The 24,586-nt window shown below is 65.3% G+C and carries 23 protein-coding genes; 13 read left to right on the top strand and 10 right to left on the bottom strand.

All coding sequences use genetic code 11. The annotated features are described in order from the left end of the window. Window positions 1-78 precede the first annotated feature (78 nt). The gene (locus tag AB3X96_RS01565) at window positions 79-1,713 is read left to right on the top strand and encodes a tetratricopeptide repeat protein (RefSeq protein ID WP_368588657.1); all 1,635 of its coding nucleotides are present in this window, start codon (window positions 79-81) and stop codon (window positions 1,711-1,713) included. A 34-nt stretch (window positions 1,714-1,747) separates the two neighbouring features. On the opposite strand, the gene AB3X96_RS01560 is transcribed toward AB3X96_RS01565, so the two are convergent. Further along, window positions 1,748-1,975: a cysteine-rich CWC family protein gene (locus AB3X96_RS01560; RefSeq protein WP_176109814.1), complete on the bottom strand. Its 228-nt coding sequence runs from the start codon at window positions 1,973-1,975 to the stop codon at window positions 1,748-1,750. A 266-nt stretch (window positions 1,976-2,241) separates the two neighbouring features. Between AB3X96_RS01560 and argB the strand changes: the two genes are divergently transcribed. The 7 genes from argB to AB3X96_RS01525 all read left to right on the top strand — a co-directional run bounded on the left by argB (window position 2,242) and on the right by AB3X96_RS01525 (window position 9,531). Next, complete coding sequence (argB, locus tag AB3X96_RS01555; RefSeq protein WP_013088074.1) at window positions 2,242-3,141, top strand: acetylglutamate kinase; 900 nt, start codon at window positions 2,242-2,244, stop codon at window positions 3,139-3,141. A 169-nt stretch (window positions 3,142-3,310) separates the two neighbouring features. Further along, entirely contained in the window at window positions 3,311-4,078 is a 768-nt protein-coding gene (locus AB3X96_RS01550; RefSeq protein WP_368588334.1) for a pyrimidine 5'-nucleotidase, read from the top strand. 41 nt (window positions 4,079-4,119) lie between these two features. Continuing rightward, window positions 4,120-4,818 carry a nucleoid occlusion factor SlmA gene (gene slmA / locus AB3X96_RS01545; RefSeq protein ID WP_368588333.1) on the top strand — a complete coding sequence of 233 codons (699 nt, stop codon included), beginning with the start codon at window positions 4,120-4,122 and terminating at the stop codon, window positions 4,816-4,818. 318 nt (window positions 4,819-5,136) lie between these two features. After that, on the top strand, window positions 5,137-6,282 hold the full coding sequence (locus tag AB3X96_RS01540) for a homoserine O-acetyltransferase (RefSeq protein ID WP_368588332.1): 1,146 nt from the start codon (window positions 5,137-5,139) through the stop codon (window positions 6,280-6,282). Continuing rightward, window positions 6,279-6,887, top strand: a complete 609-nt coding sequence (gene metW / locus AB3X96_RS01535) for a methionine biosynthesis protein MetW (RefSeq protein WP_368588331.1) — start codon at window positions 6,279-6,281, stop codon at window positions 6,885-6,887. Before AB3X96_RS01540 ends, metW begins: the two co-directional genes overlap by 4 nt. A gap of 14 nt (window positions 6,888-6,901) precedes the next feature. Then, window positions 6,902-8,296: an AmpG family muropeptide MFS transporter gene (locus AB3X96_RS01530; protein WP_368588330.1), complete on the top strand. Its 1,395-nt coding sequence runs from the start codon at window positions 6,902-6,904 to the stop codon at window positions 8,294-8,296. Beyond that, complete coding sequence (locus tag AB3X96_RS01525; protein WP_368588329.1) at window positions 8,293-9,531, top strand: M48 family metallopeptidase; 1,239 nt, start codon at window positions 8,293-8,295, stop codon at window positions 9,529-9,531. The genes AB3X96_RS01530 and AB3X96_RS01525 overlap by 4 nt, the downstream gene beginning before the upstream one ends. 60 nt (window positions 9,532-9,591) lie before the next feature. On the opposite strand, the gene AB3X96_RS01520 is transcribed toward AB3X96_RS01525, so the two are convergent. From AB3X96_RS01520 to gatC, 5 genes are all read right to left on the bottom strand, one after another. After that, complete coding sequence (locus AB3X96_RS01520) at window positions 9,592-10,371, bottom strand: exodeoxyribonuclease III (RefSeq protein ID WP_368588328.1); 780 nt, start codon at window positions 10,369-10,371, stop codon at window positions 9,592-9,594. 52 nt (window positions 10,372-10,423) lie between these two features. After that, a complete protein-coding gene (locus tag AB3X96_RS01515; protein WP_368588327.1) occupies window positions 10,424-11,263 on the bottom strand; it encodes a PPK2 family polyphosphate kinase in 840 nt (279 codons plus the stop codon). Between the two features lie 132 nt (window positions 11,264-11,395). After that, window positions 11,396-12,871 carry an Asp-tRNA(Asn)/Glu-tRNA(Gln) amidotransferase subunit GatB gene (gene gatB, locus AB3X96_RS01510; protein ID WP_368588326.1) on the bottom strand — a complete coding sequence of 492 codons (1,476 nt, stop codon included), beginning with the start codon at window positions 12,869-12,871 and terminating at the stop codon, window positions 11,396-11,398. A 5-nt stretch (window positions 12,872-12,876) separates the two neighbouring features. Further along, entirely contained in the window at window positions 12,877-14,364 is a 1,488-nt protein-coding gene (gene gatA, locus AB3X96_RS01505; RefSeq protein WP_176380657.1) for an Asp-tRNA(Asn)/Glu-tRNA(Gln) amidotransferase subunit GatA, read from the bottom strand. A 157-nt stretch (window positions 14,365-14,521) separates the two neighbouring features. After that, complete coding sequence (gene gatC, locus AB3X96_RS01500) at window positions 14,522-14,821, bottom strand: Asp-tRNA(Asn)/Glu-tRNA(Gln) amidotransferase subunit GatC (protein WP_176109825.1); 300 nt, start codon at window positions 14,819-14,821, stop codon at window positions 14,522-14,524. A 373-nt stretch (window positions 14,822-15,194) separates the two neighbouring features. Here gatC and AB3X96_RS01495 point away from each other — a divergent pair, with 373 nt between their 5' ends. The 5 genes from AB3X96_RS01495 to rodA all read left to right on the top strand — a co-directional run bounded on the left by AB3X96_RS01495 (window position 15,195) and on the right by rodA (window position 21,652). Then, window positions 15,195-16,238, top strand: a complete 1,044-nt coding sequence (locus tag AB3X96_RS01495; RefSeq protein WP_004189550.1) for a rod shape-determining protein — start codon at window positions 15,195-15,197, stop codon at window positions 16,236-16,238. Window positions 16,239-16,392: 154 nt separating this feature from the next. Continuing rightward, complete coding sequence (gene mreC / locus AB3X96_RS01490; RefSeq protein WP_368588325.1) at window positions 16,393-17,529, top strand: rod shape-determining protein MreC; 1,137 nt, start codon at window positions 16,393-16,395, stop codon at window positions 17,527-17,529. Continuing rightward, complete coding sequence (gene mreD, locus AB3X96_RS01485; RefSeq protein ID WP_176109827.1) at window positions 17,526-18,038, top strand: rod shape-determining protein MreD; 513 nt, start codon at window positions 17,526-17,528, stop codon at window positions 18,036-18,038. Before mreC ends, mreD begins: the two co-directional genes overlap by 4 nt. Window positions 18,039-18,117: 79 nt before the next feature. Next, window positions 18,118-20,493, top strand: coding sequence for a penicillin-binding protein 2 (mrdA, locus tag AB3X96_RS01480; RefSeq protein WP_368588324.1), 2,376 nt, complete (start codon window positions 18,118-18,120; stop codon window positions 20,491-20,493). 10 nt (window positions 20,494-20,503) lie between these two features. Further along, window positions 20,504-21,652, top strand: coding sequence for a rod shape-determining protein RodA (rodA, locus tag AB3X96_RS01475; protein ID WP_368588323.1), 1,149 nt, complete (start codon window positions 20,504-20,506; stop codon window positions 21,650-21,652). An 80-nt stretch (window positions 21,653-21,732) separates the two neighbouring features. On the opposite strand, the gene AB3X96_RS01470 is transcribed toward rodA, so the two are convergent. The 4 genes from AB3X96_RS01470 to queE form a co-directional block, all read right to left on the bottom strand. After that, entirely contained in the window at window positions 21,733-22,470 is a 738-nt protein-coding gene (locus tag AB3X96_RS01470; protein ID WP_176109830.1) for a tetratricopeptide repeat protein, read from the bottom strand. After that, window positions 22,467-23,249, bottom strand: a complete 783-nt coding sequence (locus tag AB3X96_RS01465; RefSeq protein WP_176380653.1) for an HpcH/HpaI aldolase/citrate lyase family protein — start codon at window positions 23,247-23,249, stop codon at window positions 22,467-22,469. Before AB3X96_RS01465 ends, AB3X96_RS01470 begins: the two co-directional genes overlap by 4 nt. Window positions 23,250-23,450: 201 nt before the next feature. Continuing rightward, window positions 23,451-23,894, bottom strand: a complete 444-nt coding sequence (gene queD / locus AB3X96_RS01460) for a 6-carboxytetrahydropterin synthase QueD (protein WP_026228977.1) — start codon at window positions 23,892-23,894, stop codon at window positions 23,451-23,453. Window positions 23,895-23,903: 9 nt separating this feature from the next. Beyond that, entirely contained in the window at window positions 23,904-24,536 is a 633-nt protein-coding gene (gene queE, locus AB3X96_RS01455; protein WP_013088055.1) for a 7-carboxy-7-deazaguanine synthase, read from the bottom strand. Window positions 24,537-24,586 lie beyond the last annotated feature (50 nt).

Genomic DNA, 24,586 nt, shown 5'->3' with positions numbered 1-24,586 from the left:
TGCCGGTAACATGACTGTCTTCGAAATAGCATCGCGCGTCGCCAGGCTGCATTGACGACTGCTCCGCGCCATCCGTTCATGGTACCCACCGCGATTCGCGAAGCCGACGCTTCGTCCGCATTCCTGACCTTGCTGCGCGATGCCGCCGCGGCCCGAGCCAGCGGCGCCACGGCGGACGAAGCCCGTTCGCTCGACGCCGCGGCCAAACTGAATCCGCTCGACGGCGCCTCGCTCGACGCGCTGATCGCCGCGTGGCTCGCGCAGAAGCGCCATGCGAAGGCGATCGAACTCGCCGCCATTATTGCCGAACTCGATGCGGGGAGCGCCGTCGCGCACTTCCGCGCCGGCTATGCGCTGCAGATGGCCGGCCGGCATGCCGACGCGATCGCTCCGTATCGTCGTGCGCTGGCGCTCGACCCCGCCCTGCCGCAGCTGCGCAACAATCTCGCGAGCGCGCTGACGCTTACCGACGGAGATCTGAGCGAACGGCTCGCGCTGCTCGAAGCCGCGATTCGCGATGCCCCCGACGATGGCAACGCATGGATCAACCTCGCCAACGCGTATCGCCAGAGTCTGGACTTGCCCCACGCGCTCGAAGCCGGTGCCAAGGCCGTGCAGCGCGCGCCTGGCAGTCCGCTGGCTTACAACAACTATGCGCTGACGTTACGTGAAGCGCAACGCTGGGACGACGCCGAACAGGCCGCCACGACGGCCTGCGAGCTCGCCCCGCAGAACCCGACGATGCGCTCGAACCTCGGCATGCTGCAACTCCTGCGCGGCCGATACGCCGAAGGGTGGGCATCGCACGAGGCGCGCTGGGACGGCTCAAGGGAGCTCGGCGGCAGCCGTCCGGTGATGCCGGCGCCGATCTGGCGCGGCGAGCCGCTCGCCGGCAAGACGCTGCTCGTATGGGGCGAACAGGGGATGGGCGACGTGCTGCAGTTCAGCCGCTATATCCCGATGCTGGCCGAGCGTGTGCATCGCGACGGCGGCCGCGTGGCGTGGAATTCGTTTCCGCAGATGGGCGCGCTGCTCGCGCGCAGCCTCGGCGCTCATGTCGACGGTTTCTCGTGCGGCGGCGGCGTCGAATCGCTGCCGCCGATGGACTATGAAATTCCGCTGCTGAGCTTGCCGCTAATCTTCGATACCCGCGAAGGGACCATTCCGGCCGCGCCCTACCTGTTCGCCGATCTGGCCGCGCTTGCGGCGTGGCGCGAACGCGTTGCCGACGGGCGCCGCCTGAAGGTCGGCCTCGCCTGGACGGGTAGCCGCGGGCATCAGCGCAACCCGTTTCGCAGCGTCGGCTGGCAGCGCTATGCCGCGCATTTCGCCGGCATCGCCGACGTCACCTTCTACTCGCTGCAGCCGGGCGCGGCCGCCGAGGTCGCCGCCGCCCGCGCGGCCGGCCTGCGCATCATCGATCACACCGCGTGCCTCGCCACCTTCGACGACACCGCCGCCTTCGTCGGCGCGCTCGACCTCGTGATCACCGTATGCACATCGGTCGCGCATCTGAGCGGCGCGCTCGGCCAGCGCACGTGGGTGCTGCTCGACGTCAATCCGCATTGGGTCTGGTTGCTGGAGCGCGGCGACAGCCCGTGGTATCCGAGCGCCACGTTGTATCGGCAGCCGCGGTTCGGCGAGTGGGAGCCGGCGCTGGAAGCAGTGGCGCGCGATCTGCGAGCGCTGGTGTCGCAGCATCGCGGTGCATAGGCGGGTTCAGGTCGGCCGTTGGCAAACGCAGCGTTTACGGCCGTTCAACGCCACTTGCCTCGCGTGTCGCCTGGGCAATCTCCGCGGCGAGACATTCCGGGCACAAGCAGCGGCCCCCCGGCTTCAGCCGCTCTGCCGGCAGCGGCGGCAAAGCACGGCACCAGCACGGAGATGATGTCTCGCCCTGCATGCCGCAGTCGAAGGCATTGCCGCAGCGCGGACAGCGCGCGCTGCTCCCGGAACGGGTAGAAGACGGTTTCATTGCGGATGGGCGCGAAAGGCCGGGGGCATCGGTCAGATCATGATGCCATGACTGATACGCCTAGGTGCAGCCGTCCGTTCGGCCAATCCACGGCCGTCACGCAAGTGCGTTACGCTTGCTGTTTGCCCGCCCCCGTGGCCCGTCATGGTGCGATCCGCCAAGCCTGCACCGACCGTCGCTCGCGCCGCTGCCGAAAACCCTGTTGCAGCGCGCCAGTCCTGTACAATTCGCGCTGTTTTAACTGTTCCGTGCCCGAGCCTGCCGCCATGTCCGAGCTTCCCGACCTCTCGCAGATTGCGCCCACCCTGAAAGCCGAAATTCTGGCCGAGGCGCTGCCTTACATCCGCCAGTATCACGGCAAGACCGTGGTCATCAAATACGGCGGCAACGCCATGACCGAAGAGCGTCTGAAGCAGGGTTTCGCGCGCGACGTGATTCTGCTGAAGCTGGTTGGCATCAACCCGGTCATCGTGCACGGCGGTGGTCCACAAATCGACCAGGCGCTTAAGAAAATCGGTAAACAGGGCACGTTCATCCAGGGCATGCGCGTCACCGACGAAGAGACGATGGAAGTCGTCGAATGGGTGCTCGGCGGCGAGGTGCAGCAGGACATCGTGATGCTGATCAACCACTTCGGCGGCCACGCAGTCGGCCTGACCGGCAAGGACGGCGGCCTGATCCACGCGCGCAAGATGCTGATGCCGGATCGAGAAAAGCCGGGCCAGTATGTCGACATCGGCCAGGTCGGCGAAGTGGAAGCGATCAACCCGGCGGTCGTGAAGGCACTGCAGGACGACGCGTTCATTCCGGTGATCTCGCCGATCGGCTTCGGCGAAGACGGTCTGTCGTACAACATCAACGCGGACCTCGTCGCGGGCAAACTGGCGGTCGTGCTGAACGCCGAAAAGCTCGTGATGATGACCAACATCCCAGGCGTGATGGACAAGGAAGGCAATCTGCTGACCGACCTGTCGGCGCGCGAAATCGACGGCCTGTTCGAAGACGGCACGATCTCCGGCGGCATGCTGCCGAAAATCTCGTCCGCGCTCGATGCGGCGAAGAGCGGCGTGCGCTCGGTGCACATCATCGACGGCCGCATCGAACACTCGGTGCTGCTCGAAATCCTGACCGAACAGCCATTCGGCACGATGATCCGCTCGCATTGAGCGTTGCGGCATCCCCGGCACAGGGGTTGCGTCCGAGCGGCGCGACGCCTGTGCCGCACCGCGCGGCCGGCAGCCTATGCGCGCCCCCGGGCGTCGATGCGGCAAACTCTCCGCATCCGCATCCGCATCCGCAGCATGAAACGCCCGTCAGCGGCTGAAGACCTCCACCATGCGCACCCCCACTTCGCGGCGCCGCCGTCCTGACATCGCGAGCGGCAAGCCAGTCTGGCTGTTCGATCTCGATAACACGCTGCATCGCGCGTCGCATGCCATTTTTCCCGCGATCAATCGCGGCATGACCCAGTACATCATCGACGCGCTGCAAGTCGACATCGACGAAGCCAACCGTCTGCGCACCGGCTACACGCTGCGCTACGGCGCGGCACTGCTCGGGCTCACGCGCCACCATCCGCTCGACGCGCACGACTTCCTGAAGGTCGTGCACACGTTCCCCGACCTCGGCTCGATGATCCGCCACGAGCGCGGCGTCGCGCGGCTGGTCGCGGCACTGCCGGGCCGCAAGATCGTGCTGACCAATGCGCCCGAAACCTACGCGCGCGCGGTGCTCGCCGAGTTGCGCATCGAGCGGCTGTTCGAGCGCGTGATCGCGATCGAGCACATGCGTGATCGCCGCCAATGGCGCGCGAAGCCCGATCACGCGATGCTGCGCCGCGCGATGCGCGACGCGCACGTGTCGCTGAAAGACGCGATCCTCGTCGAGGACACGCGCTCGCACCTGAAGAACTATCGGCGGCTCGGCATCCGCACCGTGTGGATCACCGGGCACCTGCCGCGCAAGCCGCACGCGGACGGCGTACCGATGCGACTGCCGGGCACCGGCCGGCCGCATTATGTCGACCGCAGCATTCGTTCGCTAAAATCGCTACGACTGGGCACGCGCGCGGTTCGATGGAAGGAACGCAAGCCGGGACAGTAGGGACGAAAGCCGCCAACGACATCAGCCGGGGGACGACAGCCATGCAGCCGATCGACAAGCCTGACGAAGCCTCAGCGGCATCCTCCGCCGCGACACGCGCAACGCGTCCGAAGCCGGGCGAGCGTCGCGTGCACATCCTGCAGACGCTCGCCAGCATGCTAGAGGCGCCGAAGAGCGAAAAGGTCACCACGGCCGCGCTCGCTGCCCGGCTCGGTGTGTCGGAAGCCGCGCTGTATCGTCATTTCGCCAGCAAGGCGCAGATGTTCGAAGGGCTGATTGAGTTCATCGAGCAGACGCTGTTCGGCCTCATCAACCAGATCACCGGTCACGAAAGCAACGGCGTGCTGCAGGCGCGCTCGATCGCGCTGATGCTGCTCAACTTCCCCGCGAAAAATCCCGGCATGACGCGGGTGCTGACCTGCGAGGCGCTGGTCGGCGAGCACGAACGGCTGACCGAGCGCGTGAACCAGATGCTCGAACGGGTCGAGGCATCGCTGAAGCAGTGCTTGCGGCTCGCGCAGACCGAAGCGCTTGCCCGTGCTGATAACCACGCCACGGACACCACCGACCCGCAGACCGCGCCGCAATCCACCGCACTGCCCGCCGGCTACGATCCCGCGATTCGCGCGAGCCTGCTGGTGAGCTACGTGATCGGCCGCTGGCATCGCTATGTGCGCAGCGGCTTCGCGCGGCCGCCCGCCGAACACGCGGACGAGCAACTGCTGCTGATTCTTCAGTAGTCCGCGAGGACTCGCTCCCTTCGCGTGGCACCGTCCGCGCCGCTGCCGCGTGGAATTTTCCGCTATACTTTGCGCCTGACTCCGCCGCGGTCCCACGATGCATAACAGACCGCGCCAAGGCATCCTGAACACGTTGCACCCGGTTTCCCCCTTTCACGCGCCGATTTGCTGACTCGATTGCGGGCGCGCGAACCTTGGGCCTCAGGCCCGCGGTTCACTATAAATGCGGCTAAAGAGGTCGTCAGCTGCGCACACCGCCCTTCTCCTCGTGCTTCGCCGACGCCGTTTAGCCGCCCTGTTGACTCAATGGCGGAATGAATGGACTCCATCGGCATCGTCGCTCCCCAAAAAATGCATTTCACCGAGCCGCTGCGATTGCGCAACGGCAGCTCGCTCGCGGGCTACGACCTGATGGTCGAGACCTATGGCACGCTCAATGACGCGCGCAGCAATGCGGTGCTCGTGTGTCACGCGCTGAACGCATCGCATCACGTGGCGGGCGTGTACGCCGACAATCCGAAGGACATCGGCTGGTGGGACAACGTGGTCGGCCCGGGCAAGCCGCTCGATACCGACAAATTTTTCGTGATCGGCGTGAACAACCTCGGCTCGTGCTTCGGCTCGACCGGGCCGATGAGCATCGACCCGGCCACCGGTAAGCCGTATGGCGCGACGTTTCCGGTCGTCACCGTCGAAGACTGGGTCAACGCCCAGGCGCGCGTCGCCGACGCGTTCGGCATCACGCGCTTCGCCGCCGTGATGGGCGGCAGCCTCGGCGGCATGCAGGCGCTCGCGTGGAGCATGATGTATCCGGAGCGAATCGCGCATTGCATCGTGATCGCATCGACGCCGAAGCTGTCCGCGCAGAACATCGCGTTCAACGAGGTCGCGCGCTCCGCGATTCTGTCGGACCCCGACTTCCACGGCGGCAACTACTACGCGCACGGCGTGAAGCCGAAGCGCGGCCTGCGCGTCGCGCGCATGATCGGCCACATCACGTATCTGTCGGACGACGACATGGCCGAGAAATTCGGCCGCTCACTGCGTCGCGCGGAAGGCGCGCTCGACGACTACAACTTCAGCTTCGATGTCGAGTTCGAAGTGGAATCCTATCTGCGCTATCAGGGCGACAAGTTCGCCGACTACTTCGACGCCAACACCTACCTGCTGATCACGCGCGCGCTCGACTACTTCGATCCGGCCAAGGCCTTCGACGGCGATCTGACCGCCGCGCTCGCGCACACCACCGCGAAGTATCTGATCGCGAGCTTCTCGACCGACTGGCGTTTCGCGCCGGCTCGCTCGCGCGAACTGGTGAAGGCGCTGCTCGATCACAAGCGCACGGTCACCTACGCGGAGATCGACGCGCCGCACGGCCACGACGCCTTCCTGCTCGACGACGCGCGTTATCACAACCTGCTGCGCGCCTACTACGAACGCATTGCAAACGAGGTCAACGCATGAACCAGCGAGCACTTGATTACCTGGCATCGCGCCCGGACTTCCGCGCGATCGCCCGCTGGGTCGAACCGCGCGCGACCGTGCTCGATCTCGGCTGCGGCGACGGCTCGCTGCTGTCGCTGCTGAACGAGGAACTGGAGGTGCAGGGCTACGGCATCGAGATCAACGACGCCGGCGTGCTCGCCGCGACGCAGAACGGCGTCAACGTGATCCAGCAGAATCTCGAAGACGGCCTGCGCCTGTTCGAAGACGGCAGCTTCGATTTCGCGGTGCTGTCGCAGACGCTGCAGACCATTCATCAGACCGCTGCGATCCTGCGCGAGACGGTGCGGGTCGGCAGGCAATGCATCGTGTCGTTTCCGAATTTCGGCTATTGGGCGCATCGGCTGTCGGTGCTGCAAGGGCGCATGCCGGTGTCGAAGTCGCTGCCTTATCAATGGCACAACACGCCGAACGTGCGCGTGCTGACGATCAAGGACTTCGAAGCGCTCGCGCCCGAAGTCGGCATCGAAATTCTCGATCGTGTCGTGCTGCACGACGGACAGGTGGTGCGGTGGGGCGTGAACTGGCGTGGTAGTCTTGCGGTCTATCGCGTCAAGAAAAGCTAACCTCAGTTATCCACATGTCGAACCCGCCGCACGAGGCGCCCGCACTTACCGCTCACGAAGAACATCCCGGCTGGCGCGCGTTTTTGAATACGCGCATGCTGATTTGCGTCTTTCTCGGCTTCACCTCGGGATTGCCGCTGTTTACGCTCGTCTACCTCGTGCAGGCGTGGCTGCGCTCGGAAGGCGTCAATCTGAAGGAAATCGGCCTGTTCGCGCTGATCCAGTTTCCGTACACCTGGAAATTCGTGTGGGCGCCGCTGATGGACCGCTACGTGCCGCGCGTGCCCGGCTGGCGGCCCGGCCGACGGCGCGGCTGGATGCTCGTCACACAATTGCTCGTGGCCGGCGCGATGGCGACGCTCGGTTTCGTGTCGCCGCGCGAAGCGATCTGGAGCGTCGCCGCGCTGACCGCGCTGGTCGCGTTCTTCGGCGCGAGCTCCGACATCGTGATCGACGCGTACCGGCGTGAATTGCTCAGCGACACGCAGCAGGGCCTCGGCAACGCGGTGCACGTGAACGCGTACAAGATCGCGGCGCTCGTGCCCGGTTCGCTGGCGTTGATTTTGTCCGATCATCTGCCGTGGAGCACCGTGTTCATCGTGACGGCTGCGTTCATGCTGCCTGGCGTTCTGATGACGCTGGTCGTGCGCGAGCCCGAGGTGCATGGCCAGCCGCCGAAGAATCTGCGCGAGGCGATCGTCGAGCCGTTCAGGGAATTCATTCAGCGCGACGGCTGGCGCGGTGCCCTCTTCGTGCTCGGCTTCATCTTTCTCTACAAGCTCGGCGATACGATGGCGACCACGCTGTCCACATCGTTCTTCCTCGACATCGGCTTTTCGCGCACGCAGATCGGCGTGATCGCGAAGACCACGGCATTCGGCGCGAGTCTCGCGGGCGGCATCATCGGTGGCATCTGGCTGATGAGGATCGGCATCGGCCGTGGCTTGTGGATCTTCGGTTTGCTGCAGATGGTGTCGACGCTCGGCTTCGCGTGGCTCGCGCATCTCGGCCCGGATTCACCCGGACTTGCCGCGATTTACAACATCGCCGTCGCGCTGAGCCAGGGCACGACGAAGCTGTTGTCGTTGGTCGGCATCGACTGGAGCGTGCAGCTCGATCCGCGCTCGGTCGCGCTCGCGCTGGTGTACGGCTTCGAGACCTTCGCCACCGGTCTGACGATGGCCGCGTTCACCGCATACATCGCGAGCACCACCGATCCGCGCTACACCGCGACGCAGTTCGCATTGTTCACGAGCCTCGCGTCGGTGCCGCGCACGCTCGCGTCGGCGGCGAGCGGCTTTGTGGTCGCGCGGATCGGCTGGTCCGACTATTTCATCCTCTGTACCGCGCTCGCGGTGCCGGGCATGCTGCTGCTGGTGCGCATCGCGCCGTGGAGGGACCGGTCGTGAAGGTACCGTTTCCGACCCGCGCGCGCCGCACCGCACTCAGCGCCGCAGGCGTGCTCGGCTGCGCGAGCGTCGCGCTGGCGATGCCGATGGGCGCCTATGCGGCCGGCACACCAGCGACTGGCGCCAGCCCGGTGAGCGGCGCGCAAGCGCCCGCGCCCGCTGCCGCCGCCGCGACCACGAGCGGTGCGACAGCCAACCCGGCCCCGGCCCCGACGCCTGCGGCCAAGTCCGCGCCAAGCGGCGCCAGCGCCGAAAACGCGACCTCGGCTGCGGCCGGCAACAACAGCGGCGCCGGCGGCGCCAACCCTGGCGCGAATAACAGCACCGGCGCCAACGCCGGTGCCGCGGGCGCGTCCGGCGCTAGCGGCAACGCTTCGAGCGCCGGCGCGTCGGCCCCCGCGGCTGTCCCGCCGCCCTACTACGTGAGCCCCCAACTGCGCTATGGCGGCTACATGGTGTTCCGCAACCTGATCCCGTCGTCGATGCTCGAGGCGCAGGCCGCCGAAGAGTTCAGCCAGATCGTCTACGGCGCCAGCCACGCGAACCGCCTGTACGGCGACACGGACGCGCGCGTGACGCGCGTGCGCTCGATCATCGACCGGATGATTCCGTACTCGCTGAAATGGAACGAGCGAGCCAAGGGCTGGAAGTGGGAAGTCGCGGTGGTGCGCTCGAACGACATCCGCATGTACTGCCTGCCGGGCGGCAAGATCGTCGTCTACAGCGGGATACTCGATCGCGTGCGCCTGAACGACAACGAGGTCGGCATGCTGATCGGCCACGAGATCGCGCACGCGTTGCGCGAGCACGCGCGCATGCGGCTCGGTCAGTTGCAGGCGAGCCAGCTCGATTCGTCCGGCACGATCCCGCAACTGTTCGGACTCGCCGACCTGGGCATGGCGCCGCTAGGCATCGGTTCGCGTCTGCTGGAAATGAAGTACGAGAGCACCGACGAAACCGAAGCCGACGTGATCGGCAGCGATATCGCGTCGCGCGCCGGCTTCGATCCGCGCGCGGCGGTCACGCTGTGGGACAAGCTCGCGCAAGCGACGCGCGGCAATCGCGAGCAGGGCTTCATCTACGTGCACCCGTACACACCGGCGCGCCGCGACGACATCATCAAGCGGCTGCCGGACATGCTGTCGCTGTATGCGAAGGCAATCGGCAAGAGCGTCGATGAGTTGCCCGATTACGCGGGCATCGGCCGGCCGACCCGCAAGACGGCGCGCGACTGACACCCCGCTTCTACCGACTGCTGGCGGGCCACGGCGCTGCACGCGCCGCGGCTGGTGGGCTTACTTGTTGACCTTGTGGTCGTAGTCGACGGTCAGCGGCGCATGGTCGCTGAACTTGATGTCGCGAAACACGTCGGTGCGCTTCGCCTTGCTTGCGATGCCCGGCGTCGCGATCTGGTAATCGATCCGCCACCCGACGTTCTTCGCATACGCCTGACCGCGATTGCTCCACCACGTGTACTGCTCGGGCCGCTGGTCGAGCGTGCGGAACACGTCCACATAGCCGACTTCGTCGAACAGTTTGTCGAGCCACGCGCGCTCTTCGGGCAGACAGCCCGAATTCTTCTGGTTGCTCTTCCAGTTCTTGATGTCGATTTCCTTGTGCACGATGTTCACGTCGCCGCATACGATCACCTCGCGTTCCTTCGCCAGCTCGGCGAGATGCGGCATGAACTCGTCCATGAAACGGAATTTGGCCTGCTGGCGCTCGTCTCCGCTCGACCCCGACGGCACATACACCGAGACCACCGACAGCTTGCCGAAACGCAGCTCGACATAGCGCCCTTCCGGGTCGAACTCCTCGCTGCCGAAGCCGATCACCACTTCGTCCGGCTCATGACGCGTATAGACGCCCGCGCCGCTGTACCCCTTCTTCACCGCGTGCTGAAAATAGCCGGTGAAATCGTGCGGCGCCATGAACTCCGGCGTCATGTCGTCCTGCGAGCATTTGATTTCCTGCACGCACAGCACGTCGGCGCCCTGTCCGCCGAACCATTCGAAAAAGCCCTTCTTCGCCGCCGAGCGGATGCCATTGAGGTTGGCGGTAATCACACGCAACATGTCGTTCCTCTTTTGTTCGATTCGTTTCTGAAGCCAAAGGGCGAGGCCGCGTTCACTCGACCTTGACGCCCTTCAGCGCTTCCTTGGCTGGCGGATATTCGAGCTTCAGCGCATTGAGCGTGCGCAGCAGCAGTTGGGCGACCATCACGTTGCGATGCGTCTTCGAGTCGGCCGGAATCACGTACCACGGCGCGTATTCGGTCGACGTCGCGGCCAGCGCGTCGCGATACGCGGACTGATATGCGTCCCACTGCTTGCGCGCATCGAGATCCGACACGTCGAATTTCCAGTGCTTCAGCGGATCGTCGATGCGCTCCTGCAAACGCACTCGCTGCTCGTCCTTCGAAATATGCAGCATGCACTTGACGATCGTCGCGCCGCTGTGGGCGAGCAACTGCTCGAACTGACGGATGTGGCAGCAGCGCTGCTGGAACTCGTCCGCGTCGAGTTCGCCCTGCACGGTCGGCACGAGCAGGTCTTCGTAGTGACTGCGATTGAAGATCGTCAGCTCGCCGGCCGCGGGTGCCTGCGAATGCACGCGCCACAGGAAGTCGTGCGCGAGTTCGACGGGCGTCGGCGCCTTGAACGGCACGATGCGCAAGCCGAGCGGGTCGACTTCGTGAAAAACCGCGCGGATCGTGCCGTCCTTGCCGCTCGTGTCCATGCCTTGCAGCACCAGCAGAACGCGACGCTTGCGCTGCGCGTGCAGCCGCTCCTGCAGGTTGTCGAGCAGCAGGCCCACTTCCGACAGACGCGCGCGGTCCGCGTCTTTCGAGCCGCTCGAAAACGGCTTCGCCTTCGGATCGTAATGGTCGAGCGAGAAGTGGTTCTTCTTCTTGCCGTCGTCGAAGTACGGCACACGGAAATCGTCGAGATCGGGATGATTTGTCATGCACACACTCCGTGGTCTACGCTTAACCGGCTGAAGCGGGTCCGCAAAATAAAACGGGCCGTTGCCCTGCTTCGATCCGGCAACGGCCCGTGGTGACACGGCCGTGATCACGCCCGGCCGCGGCACTTCAACTCAGGACAACTTTTTCTTGAGCAATTCATTGACCTGAGCAGGGTTGGCCTTTCCCTTGGTTGCTTTCATCGCCTGGCCGATCAGCGCGTTGAACGCCTTTTCCTTGCCGGCGCGATATTCGTCGACCGACTTCTGGTTCGCGGCGAGCACTTCGTCGATGATCGCTTCGAGCGCGCCGGTGTCCGAGATCTGCTTCAGGCCCTTCGCCTCGATGATGCGATCGGCGGCGGCTTCGTCGGTGGCCTTCTCTTCCCAGATCGCGAGGAAAATTTCCTTCGCGATCTTGTTCGAGATCGTACCGTCGGCAATGCGTTGCAGAATCACCGCGAGCTGCGCGGCCGAGACCGGGCACGCGGCAATGTCGAGGCCTTCGCGATTGAGCTGCGACGACACTTCACCCATCACCCAGTTCGCCGCGACCTTCGCGTTGGCCGGACCGACTTTCGCGACCACCGCTTCGTAGTAGGCGGCCGTCGCCTTGCTCGAGGTCAGCACGTTCGCGTCGTAGGGTGTGAGGCCGTACTGCGACACGAAGCGCCGCTGAATCGCTTCCGGCAGCTCAGGCATCTCGCTCTTCACGCGCTCGACCCATGCGGCGTCGATCACGAGCGGCATCAGGTCGGGGTCGGGGAAATAGCGGTAGTCGTGCGCGTCTTCCTTGCTGCGCATCGAGCGCGTTTCGCGCTTGTCCGGATCGTACAGACGCGTTTCCTGCACCACCGTGCCGCCGTCTTCGATCAGCTCGATCTGGCGACGCACTTCGTACTGGATCGCTTCTTCGAGGAAGCGGAACGAGTTCAGGTTCTTGGTCTCGGTGCGGGTGCCGAATTCCTTCTGGCCGACCGGACGCACCGACACGTTCGCGTCGCAGCGGAAAGAGCCTTCCTGCATGTTGCCGTCGCAGATGCCGAGCCACACGACGAGCGTGTGCAGCGCCTTCGCGTAGGCAACGGCCTCGGCCGCGCTGCGCATTTCCGGCTCGGTGACGATTTCGAGCAGCGGCGTGCCGGCACGATTCAGGTCGATGCCGGTCATGCCCGCGAAGTCTTCGTGCAGCGACTTGCCCGCGTCTTCCTCGAGGTGGGCGCGGGTCAGGTTGATGGTTTTCTCGTACGCTTCCGTGCCCGTCTTTTCATTGGCCGGCACCTGGATCGTCACCTGGCCGCCCTGCACGACGGGGATTTCGTACTGGCTGATCTGATAGCCCTTCGGCAGATCGGGGTAGAAGTAATTTTTGCGCGCGAAAATGCTGCGCGGCGCCACCGTTGCGCCGATCGCGAGGCCGAACTGAATCGCGCGTTCGACCGCGCCGCGGTTCATCACGGGCAGCGTGCCCGGCAACGCCAGATCGACGGGACTGGCCTGGGTGTTCGGCGCGGCGCCGAATTGCGTCGCGGTGCCCGAGAAGATTTTCGAATGCGTCGACAACTGCGTGTGGGTCTCCAGACCGATCACGACTTCCCATTGTTTGGTCATGGTGCTCACACTCCTGCCGGTGCCTGACGGTGCCAGTCGGTCGCGCGCTGGAACGCGTCGGCCACCTGAAGCATCCGGGCTTCATTGAAATAGTTGCCGATGATCTGCAGACCGACCGGGCGCTGCGCATTCGCGCCCGCGCCGAAACCGCACGGCACGCTCATGCCCGGCAGGCCGGCGAGGCTCACCGACAACGTGTAGATGTCGGCCAGATACATCTGCACCGGGTCGTCGCCCTTCGCGCCGATGTCCCATGCCACCGACGGCGCGACCGGTCCCATGATCACGTCGCACTGCTTGAACGCTTCCTGGAAGTCCTGCGCGATGATGCGGCGGATCTTCTGCGCCTGCAGGTAGTACGCGTCGTAGTAGCCGTGCGACAGCACGTAGGTGCCGACCAGAATGCGGCGCTTCACTTCGGGGCCGAAGCCTTCGGCGCGCGACTTCTTGTACATATCGAGCAGATCGCGGTACTCGGCCGCGCGGTGGCCGAAGCGCACGCCGTCGAAACGCGACAGGTTCGACGAGGCCTCGGCCGGCGCGATCACGTAGTAGACCGGGATCGACAGTTCGGTTTTCGGCAAAGACACCTCGACGAGCGTCGCGCCGAGCGCTTCGTATTGCTTCAGAGCGGCGTCGATCGATGCGCGCACGTCGTCGGCGAGACCGGCGCCGAAGTACTCCTTCGGCAGGCCGATGCGCAGGCCGGCGAGCGGCTTGTCCGCGCCGCCGTCCCGCCACGACTTGCCGAGGTAGCGCGTGTAGTCCTCGTGTTCGTGCGACAGGCTCGTCGAGTCGCGCTCGTCGAAGCCGGCCATCGCGTTGAGCAGCGTCGCGCAGTCCGCGGCGCTTTGCGCCATCGGGCCGCCCTGATCGAGCGATGACGCGAACGCGATCATGCCGTAACGCGACACGCGGCCATACGTCGGTTTGATGCCGGTGATGCCCGAGAACGACGCCGGCTGGCGGATCGAGCCGCCGGTGTCGGTGCCGGTCGCGGCGGGCGCGAGACGCGCAGCCACGGCGGCCGCCGAGCCGCCCGACGATCCGCCCGGCACGGCCTTGCGGTCCCACGGATTCTGCACGGCCCCAAAGTACGAATTCTCGTTGGACGAGCCCATCGCGAACTCGTCCATGTTGGTTTTGCCCACACACACCATGCCGGCGTTCTGCAGACGCGCGACCACGGTCGCGTCGAACGGACTTTCGTAGTTCGCGAGCATCTTCGAGCCGGCCGTGGAGCGCCAGCCCTTCGTGACGAACACGTCCTTGTGCGCGATCGGCAGGCCGACGAGCGGGCCGGCGTGGCCGGTGTGCAGCAGCGCGTCGGCGGCTTTCGCCTGCGCGAGCGTCAGTTCGGGATCGACCTGGATGAACGCGTTCAGGCTGTTGGCCGCGTCGATCCGCTTCAGGTACAGCTGCGCCAGTTCGACTGCGGAGCATTCCTTGGCCGCGAGCGCGGCGCGCAGTTCGGTCAAACTTTTTTCATGCATTGCGTTTTATCCTGGAAAGCGCGGCAGCGTGGTCACGCTGCCGTGGAGGCGGTCGGTTGCCCGTCGGCAGACGGCCCGGCACGGCTCGCGGCGAAGCCGCGCGCCTGCGCACGAAAGGCTCGTGCCGGCGCCGGACCCGGGGTCTGCCCGACGGGTCTTATTCGATCACCTTCGGCACGAGGTACAGGCCGTCCTGAACGGCCGGCGCGGGGCGCTGGAAAGCCTCGCGCTCGACCGTCTCGCTGACGGCGTCGTCGCGCAGACGCAGCGCGACGTCTTCGATCTGCTCGATCGGGTGGGCAAGCGGGGCGATGCCGGTGGTATCGACCGCCTGCATCTGCTCGACGAGGCCGAAAAAATCATTGAGCTGGGCACGCGTGTGCTCGGCGTCGGAATCGGCCAGTTCGAGCCGCGCGAGATGCGCGATGCGTTTTACATCGGTCAGGGTCAGAGCCATGCAATCACCGGAAAGGGTGGAATGTCACTACAGTTAAAAAGTCGCGCTTTAACAGCGGGTTACGACAAGATAGGACAATCTGGAAAAAGGAGCGGCAACGGCAAAATGTACGCTCCGTTTCCTTCAAAACATCCAAAATTATAAGGTATGATTACGCGTTCGACCCAAACCCGGACCGACTTACCAAGGCCTTACGGACAATTCAAAGAACGTCCGGCGTTTTCCGCCCTGGCTTTGCAACGGCCTCCGGTAGACTCCCCCGCGGCTTCAAGTTCATGTGGCGTCGCTACCGCCCGGTTGAAGCTGTTATTTATTCCGCTGCCGTCCTACGCATACGGTGCGAGGCCCGGCCCCCAGCGAGACAGGATTTTGAATGTTCGGTTTTTTGCGCAGCTACTTCTCCAACGATCTGGCCATTGACCTCGGCACCGCCAACACGCTTATCTACATGCGCGGCAAGGGCATCGTTCTCGACGAACCGTCGGTCGTGTCGATCCGCCAGGAAGGCGGCCCGAACGGTAAGAAGACCATTCAGGCAGTCGGCAAGGAAGCCAAGCAGATGCTCGGCAAGGTGCCGGGCAACATCGAGGCGATCCGCCCGATGAAAGACGGCGTGATCGCCGACTTCACCGTCACCGAGCAGATGATCAAGCAGTTCATCAAGACTGCTCACGAATCGCGCATGTTCTCGCCGTCGCCGCGCATCATCATCTGCGTGCCGTGCGGTTCGACCCAGGTCGAGCGCCGTGCAATCAAGGAAGCCGCGCATGGCGCGGGCGCCTCGCAGGTGTACCTGATCGAAGAGCCGATGGCCGCCGCGATCGGCGCGGGCCTGCCGGTGTCGGAAGCAACGGGTTCGATGGTCGTCGACATCGGCGGCGGCACGACCGAAGTCGGCGTGATCTCGCTCGGCGGCATCGTGTACAAGGGCTCGGTGCGCGTCGGCGGTGACAAATTCGACGAAGCGATCGTCAACTACATCCGCCGCAACTACGGCATGTTGATCGGCGAGCAGACCGCCGAAGCCATCAAGAAGGAAATCGGCTCCGCGTTCCCGGGCTCCGAAGTCAAGGAAATGGAAGTGAAGGGCCGCAATCTGTCGGAAGGCATTCCGCGCAGCTTCACGATCTCCAGCAACGAAATCCTCGAAGCGCTGACCGATCCGCTGAACCAGATCGTGTCGTCGGTGAAGATCGCACTGGAACAAACGCCGCCGGAACTCGGCGCGGACATCGCCGAGCGCGGCATGATGCTGACCGGCGGTGGCGCGCTGCTGCGCGATCTCGACCGACTGCTCGCCGAAGAAACCGGCCTGCCGGTGCTCGTCGCCGAAGATCCGCTGACTTGCGTCGTGCGCGGCTCGGGCATGGCGCTCGAGCGCATGGACAAGCTCGGCAGCATTTTCTCGTACGAGTAAGCGAGCCTTCCTCCCATGTCAGTAGCGCGGATCTGGCACACGGCCCCTTGCGGGCCGCTTTGTCGTTGGCTGGGCCGACCAGCCTCCGCGCGCTGAACGCGCTTGCCTAGCGCGCCGCCGTCTCACCCAACCGCTCACGCCCCCGGCGCCGACCATGGAATACAGTCCGCCGCCCCTGTTCAAGCAAGGCCCCTCCGCTCTCGCGCGACTGGTGTTCTTCGTCGTGCTGGCGCTCGCCCTGCTGATCTCCGACGCCCGCTTCCAGACGCTCGAAATCGTCCGCGGCGTGCTCGGCGCGGGTCTTTATCCGTTGCAGCGCGCGGCGCTCGTGCCGCGCGACATCTTCATGGGCGCCGCCGACCTCGCCGTGACGAGCGCCACGCTGCGCAACGAAAACGCGAAGCTGCGCGAGAAGGACCTGCAGCTGTCGCAGCAGGCCAACACGGCCGCGTCGCTCGCTGCCGAAAATAGTCATCTGCGCGCCCTGATGCAACTGTCGCAGCAGCTGACCACGCAATCGCTTCCCGCCGAAATCCAGTACGACACGCGCGATCCGTTCACGCAGAAGGTCGTGATCGGACGCGGCGCGCAGCAAGGCATCCAGAACGGCTCGCCGGTCGTCGACGAGGACGGCGTGATCGGCCAGGTCACACGGGTGTTCCCGCTGCAGGCCGAAGTCACGCTGCTGACGGACAAGGACCAGGCGGTGCCGGTCGAAATCCTGCGCACCGGCTTGCGCAGCGTGATCTACGGCACGCCGAAGGGCGACACGCTCGATCTGCGCTTCGTGCCGATCAGCGCCGACGTGCAGACCGGCGACGAGCTCGTCACCAGCGGTCTCGACGGCGTGTATCCGCCGGGGCTGCCGGTCGCGAAGGTCGTGCGCGTCGACAGGCAGGCCGACACCGCGTTTGCCCGCGTGGTCAGTCTGCCGGTCGCGGCGGTGCGCGGCGCGCGTCAGGTGCTGGTGCTGCACGTCCAGAACACCGCGCCACCGCGCCCGGCCGACGAGCCCGACGCGGCGACCGTCGCGAAAGAAGCGAAAGCGAAGAAGGGCGCCAAAGCCGCGGAAGGCAAGGGCGCGGCGGACAAATCCGCCGCCAGGTCGGCGGACAAGAACGCCGCCGACAAAGCCCCCGCCGAAAAACCCGCAACAAAATCCACGGAAAAGGCGCCGGCCAAAGCCGCCGCCGACAAGAAGTCCGAAAAGCCCGCAGCCGACCGAAAAGCCGACAAACCGGCCGCCGCGAAGAACGCGAAGCCGCAAGCCGAGCCGGGGGCTCAGCCATGAATCGCCCGCAATACATCCTGCAGCCGGTCAACCCGTACTTCATCGCGTTCAGCCTCGCTTCCGCGTTCCTGCTGAACCTGATGCCGTGGGGGCGTCTCGCCGGCGTGCCCGATTTCGTCGCGCTCGTGTTGCTGTTCTGGAATGTGCATCAGCCGCGCAAGGTCGGCATGGGCATCGCGTTTTTTCTCGGCCTGCTGATGGACGTGCACAACGCGAGCCTGCTCGGCGAGCACGCGCTCGCCTACACGCTGCTGTCGTACGGCGCGATCACGATTCACCGCCGCGTGCTGTGGATGTCGCTCGGCGTGCAAACCTTCGCGGTGATGCCGCTACTCGTCGTCGCGCAACTGGTGCCGTTCGTGATCCGGTTGTTGACCGGTGCGGCGTTTCCGGGCTGGAGTTATCTGATCGACGGTTTCGTCGAAGCCGCGCTGTGGCCGCTCGCGAGCATCTTGCTACTGATGCCGCAGCGCCGCCCCGCCGACCCGGACGATACGCGCCCCATTTGAACCCGCATCGGGCCCACCGCCCGCGGCCAGTTTGGGCGCACACTCTTGATGGCCGCATGCCGGCCCTTTGCAGAATCGCATGACCGAATTCAAGGACACTCAACAGCAGCTCACGAAATTCCGCCTGCGCGTCGCGGCGGCGGGCCTGTTCGTGTTCGTCTGCTTCGGGCTGATTGGCTTTCGCTTCCTGTTCCTGCAGGTCTGGCACTACAGCAAGTACTCGCTGCAGGCCGATGAAAACCGCATCTCCGTCGCGCCGATCGTGCCGAACCGCGGCATCATCACCGACCGCAACGGCGTCGTGCTCGCGAAGAACTACTCGGCCTACACGCTCGAAATCACACCCTCGAAACTGAACGACACGCTCGATAACGTGGTCGACAACCTCGCCACGGTAGTCTCGATCGACGCGCGCGACCGCCGCCGCTTCAAGAAGCTGCAGGAAGACTCGAAGAACTTCGAAAGTCTGCCGATCCGCACGCGCCTGACCGACGACGAAGTCGCGCGCTTCACCGCGCAGCGCTTCCGTTTCCCCGGCGTCGAAGTGCGCGCGCGGCTGTTCCGTCAGTACCCGCTCGGGCCGACCGCCGCGCACGTGATCGGCTACATCGGACGGATTTCGCAGCGCGACCAGGACCGCATCGACGACGCCAGCGATCAGAACGACAGCGATCCGGACCACTACGATCCGCGTCTGGACGCGAACAACTACAAGGGCACCGATTACATCGGCAAGATCGGCGTCGAGCAGAGCTACGAAACCGAGCTGCACGGCCAGACCGGCTTCGAGGAAGTCGAGGTGACGGCGGGCGGCCGCCCGGTGCGCACGCTGTCGCGCACCCAGGCGACGCCGGGCAACAACCTCGTGCTATCGCTCGACATCGGCCTTCAGCAGGTCGCCGAGCAGGCGTTCGCCGGACGTCGCGGCGCGCTCGTGGCGATCGAGCCGTCCACCGGCGACGTGCTCGCGTTCGTGTCGGCGCCGAGCTTCGACCCGAATTCATTCGTCGACGGCATCGACCAGCAGACCTGGGACGAGCTGAACAACTCGCCCGACCATCCTCTGCTGAACCGGCCGCTACACGGCACCTACCCACCGGGCTCGACCTACAAGCCGTTCATGGCGCTCGCCGCGCTGTCGCTGCACAAGCGCACGCCGAGCTGGGGCTTCCAGGACCCCGGCTACTACACGTTCGGCGGCCACACGTTCCGCAACGACGTGCGCTCGGGCCAGGGTTGGGTGGACATGAACCGTGCGATCGTCGTGTCGAACGACACGTACTTCTATATGCTCGCGCACGATCTCGGCGTCAACAACATCGCGAACTTCATGAAACCGTGGGGCTTCGGGCAGATCACCGGCATCGACATCGCCGGCGAAGCGAAGGGCATCCTGCCGTCGACCGACTGGAAGCGCCACGCGTACCGCAAACCCGAGCAGCAGAAGTGGTACGAAGGCGAGACGGTCAGCCTCGGCATCGGCCAGGGCTACAACTCGTTCACGATCCTGCAGCTCGCGCATGCCACCGCAACGCTCGCAAACAACGGCGTCGTGATGAAGCCGCACCTCGTGCGCGACATCGAGAATCCGATCACGAAGGACACGCGGCCGGTGGTGCGCGACCCGAGTGACAGGATCGCGGTCAAGCAGCAGGACATCGACTTCATCAAGCATGCGATGGAAGGCGTGATCACGAACGGCACGGCGGCCAAAGTGTTCACCGGCGCGGCGTACCAGGCGGCAGGCAAGACCGGTACCGCGCAGGTGTACTCGCTGCAAGGCGCGAACTACAAGGGTCACGCGATCGCTGAGAATTTGCGCGATCACGCGCTGTTCATCGCGTTCGCGCCCGTCGAGCAACCGAAGATCGCGCTCGCGCTGATCGTCGAAAACGGCGGCTGGGGCGCGGAGGCGGCCGGTCCGATCGCGCGCAGGGTGCTCGACTATTACCTGGTCGGCAAGAACAAGCCCGGCGTGGTCGAAGCAGCCGTCGCGGCAGCGGCATCGAACACCGCCGAGGCGTCCGCGCCACAGGTCGGTGAGACGCCGGCGCAGCAAGAGGGCGCCCAGCCGCTCAGGATTGCGGCGGGCTTCAAGGCACTGCCGGTGCCGGGAGCGGCGGCTGCCGCGGCGGCCTCGGGTGCGTCGGCGGCTGTTGCGGCTTCGGGCGCGAACGGCGCGTCCGTGCCGGTGGCGGCATCGGCTGGCGCGGCGGCAACGGTGCCGGCCAGCGCACCGGCAGCGGCTTCGGCCAGTGCGGCGCGGGCGGCGTCGGCGGCCAGGCCGGCATCGGCTTCGGCCGCGGCAAAGAAATCCGCGTCGCGTACGTCCGACGCCCCGCACAAACCCCGTCCGGCCAGCGAGCCGGCGCCGAGCGTCGCGGCCCCATCGCGCGAGGACAGCGTCCATGGCGCGTCACCGCGCCAGCCCGCCACCGGCGGTATCGACGAATAAGGAGAAAGGCATGCAATTCGACAAGCGCGCCTGGCTCGACCGCATCAAGCGGATGTTCGCGGGCTTCGACCGTCCGCTCGCCCTGATCGTGTTTCTGCTGCTGTGCGTCGGCATCGTCACGCTGTACAGCGCGAGTCTCGATATGCCGGGCCGCGTCGAAGACCAGTTGCGCAACATCCTGCTCACCTTCGTGCTGATGTGGGGGCTCGCCAATGTGCCGCCCAACACGCTGATGCGCTTCGCGGTCCCGCTTTACACGTTCGGGATCGCGTTACTGGTCGCGGTCGCGATGTTCGGTCTCACGCGCAAGGGCGCGAAGCGCTGGATCAACGTCGGCGTGGTGATCCAGCCATCGGAAATACTGAAGATCGCGACACCGCTGATGCTCGCCTGGTATTACCAGCGCCGCGAAGGCGTGATGCGCTGGTACGACTACCTGGTCGGCTTCGCGATCCTCATCGTGCCGGTCGGCCTGATCGCGAAGCAGCCCGACCTCGGCACGGCCGTGCTCGTGTTCGCCGCCGGCCTGTTCGTGATTTACTTCGCGGGGCTGAGTTTCAAGCTGATCGTGCCGGTCCTGATCGCAGGCGTGATCGCGGTTGTGTCGATCGCGGCGTTCCAGGACAAGATCTGTCAGCCCGAAGTGCAGTGGCCGCTGATGCACGACTATCAGAAGCACCGTATCTGCACGCTGCTCGATCCGACCTCGGACCCGCTCGGCAAAGGCTTCCACACGATTCAGGCGGTGATAGCGATCGGTTCGGGCGGCCCGCTCGGCAAGGGCTGGCTGAAGGGAACGCAAGCGCATCTGGAGTTCATCCCCGAAAAGCACACCGACTTCATCTTCGCGGTGTTTTCGGAAGAGTTCGGATTGGCGGGAGGGATCGTGCTGCTCACGCTGTACATGCTATTGATCGCGCGCGGGCTCTACATCGCGGCCAATGGCGCGACCTTGTTCGGGCGATTATTGGCCGGCTCGTTGACGATGGCGTTCTTCACGTACGCGTTCGTCAATATCGGCATGGTGAGCGGCGTTCTGCCGGTGGTCGGCGTGCCGTTGCCGTTCATGAGTTACGGCGGCACCGCGCTGACTACACTGGGTGTCGCGACCGGGCTGATCATGAGTGTCGCGCGACAGAAGCGGTTGATGCAGAGCTAAGCGTAGCCAACGGCACGCAGCAATCGAAAATGACAAAAGGGCGCTCGTTGCGAGCGCCCTTTTGCTTGATTGCTGCTTCACTACTGGGGTTTCACTTCCTTCTGATCGCGCAACTGCGCGCTCAACTGCTGATACTTCAGGCGCGCGGCCGGATCGCCCTGTGCCGCGGCGGCCGCGTAATACGCGCGCGCCACATTCAGATTCCGGTCGACACCATCGCCGCCGCGCTCGTAGAACGAGCCGGTCACATACTGCGCGGTCATGTCGCCGCCCTGCGCCGCCTTCTTGTACCAGACGAACGCCTGCTTGTTGTCGCGCTCGGTACCACGTCCGTCGAGGAACTGATTCGCGAGCGCGAGTTCCGCCTGCACATGACCCTGCGCGGCGGCCTTCATGAACCAGCGATGCGCCTCCACCGGGTCGCGCTCGACGAACTCGCCATCGTCGTACATCTTGCCGTACACGTATTGCGCGTGCGACATGTTCGCGTCGGCGGCCTTGCGCAGCCACTTCTTGCCTTCGTCGACGTTGACCGGCGTGCCTTCGCCGTTGAGCAGCATCATCGCGTAGTTGAACTGGGCGAGCCGGCTGCCGCGCTCGGCGGCCTCGCGGAATTCGGTCAGCGCAGCGGCGAGGTTGCCGGCGTTGTAATCGGCCACCGCGGATTGCGTCTGCGGATCGTTCGACCTGGCGACGTGATCCTGTGCGTACGCGGCGCTCCACGCGGTACTCGCGAGCAGCGCCGCCGCCGTAATGATCACTTGAGCGATCACCCGCGCAATCCTCGGCCCGGCGCCCCCCTGCACTCTGCCGTTCATGACCTCACCTCCTGTAATGCCTGGCGCGTCGCGCGCAACATCCAGATCACGTCGGCGGCCAGCGCCACGAAGCGAAAGCCCGCGTCGCGATGCTGCCGCGCGCCGGCCACGTCCATCGCGAAGATGCCGGCGGCAATGCCGGCTTGGTCGGCCGCGCTGACAATGCGCGCCATCGCCGCCTGCACGTCCGCGTGCTTCGCGTCACCGAGATGGCCGAGGCTCGCGGCCAGATCGGCCGGCCCGACGAATACGCAGTCGACGCCCGGCGTCGCCGCGATCTGCTCGACCTCGCGCAAGCCGCGCGCCGATTCGATCTGCACAATCGTCGCGATTTGTGCGTTCGCCGTCTGCACGTAGTCGCGTCGCATGCCGTAGCCGGCCGCACGCACGACGCCCGCGACACCGCGCAGGCCGTCGAGCGCCTCCGCGGTCGGATATTGGGTGAGCCGCACGGCGCGTGCCGCGTCTTCAGCGGATTCTATGTTCGGGAACATCAGCGTGCGCGCGCCGGCGTCGAGCACGCGCTTGACGAGCCACGGCTCGCTCGCGGGCACGCGCACCACCGGCTCGCTCGGCAGATGGGCGGCGGCGATCGCGCGCAATTGCGACTCGACGCCGCCGCTATCGTTCGGCGCGTGCTCCATGTCGATCAGCAGCCAGTCGAAGCCGGCGTGCGCGAGCGCTTCGGCGGCGGCCTCGCTGCCGAGCGACAACCACAGCCCGAACAGCGGCGCGTTGTCCTTCAGACGTTGTTTGAGGGAGTTGGTGAAGGTGCTCATCGGCTGGCCTCGCGCAGGTTTGCAATGCGAAGCGGGGCCAGATAGCGAATCAGGCAGGCACCGGGGCGCTGACGGCCTCGATGCCTGCTGCGACGCGATGCGGTGACCGGCATGTCTCGCTCCGTGTGTTGGTCGGAACGATCATACCGTGACAATAACGCGAGAGTCCGCCCGCGCGGCGGGGTGGATTCAGGCGGGAAGCTAGTCGCGGACCACGTCGGCCCAGCAGTTCGGCGTCTCGTACAGACGCACTTTATGCAGGCGCAGGTTCACGCCGTAGTGCGCGTCGTAGACGTTCGCGAGAATATCGAATGCAATCGCGGCGAGGTTTTCGACCGTGGGAATGCGATCGATCACGACCGTCTTGTGACCCGCCATGCTGTCGAGAAAGCCACGCACCTGCGTGTCGCCTTCGTAGACGAGAAACGCGTGGTCCCACTTGTCGACCAGGTGCTCGTTTGCGAGCGACTTCACGTCGGCGAAATCCATCACCATGCCGCGGTCGGGCGCGCCTTCCGTGTCGACCAGATCGCCTTGCAGCGTGATTTCGAGCACATAGCGATGGCCGTGCAGATTGCGGCACTGGCTGCGGTGATCGGGAATGCGGTGGCCCGCGTCGAATTCGAGTTTTCGGGTAATCGTCAGCACGGCAAATCAGGGAATGTTCAGATACTTGTGAGTCTGCATCGACAGGCGCCACTGCGGATGACGCTTGCACCAGTCGATCGCGAGCTTCGTGTTGATGTCGCGCGACGGACCGTCCATCGGCTGGACGAGGAAATACTCGAAGTCGAGCTTCGCGTAGTCGGCGAGGCGCTGGTTGTCCTGCGGGATCACGACCTTCAGTTCGTTGCCCTTCGTCACGACGAGCGGCGCGTCGGCCTTCGGGCTCACGCAGATCCAGTCGATCGTGTCGAGCACCGGCAGCGAGCCGTTGGTCTCGATCGCGATCTCGAAGCCGGCCGCGTGCAGCGCGTCGACGAGCGGCTGATCGATCTGCAGCATCGGCTCGCCGCCGGTGCACACGACGAAGCGTTCGCCCTCGCCTTGCGGCCATTGCGATGCGATCATCGCGACGAGTTCGTCAGGTGTGCGGTACTTGCCGCCGTTCTCTCCGTCGGTGCCGACGAAGTCGGTGTCGCAGAAACGGCAGACGGCTTCCGCGCGATCCTCTTCGCGGCCCGACCACAGGTTGCAGCCTGCAAAACGGCAGAACACGGCCGGCCGCCCGGCATTCGCGCCCTCGCCCTGCAACGTGTAGAAGATTTCCTTGACCGCGTACGTCATGCTGCTTTCTGTCCTGTGTTCCTGAATCAATGATGCGCGCTCTTGCGCGA

It is taken from the genome of Paraburkholderia sp. BR13439 (genome assembly GCF_040948805.1).
Taxonomy (GTDB): Bacteria; Pseudomonadota; Gammaproteobacteria; order Burkholderiales; family Burkholderiaceae; genus Paraburkholderia; species Paraburkholderia youngii.
Note: the sequence above shows the minus strand (reverse complement) of the source record. Positions and strands in the feature narration are given on the sequence as shown.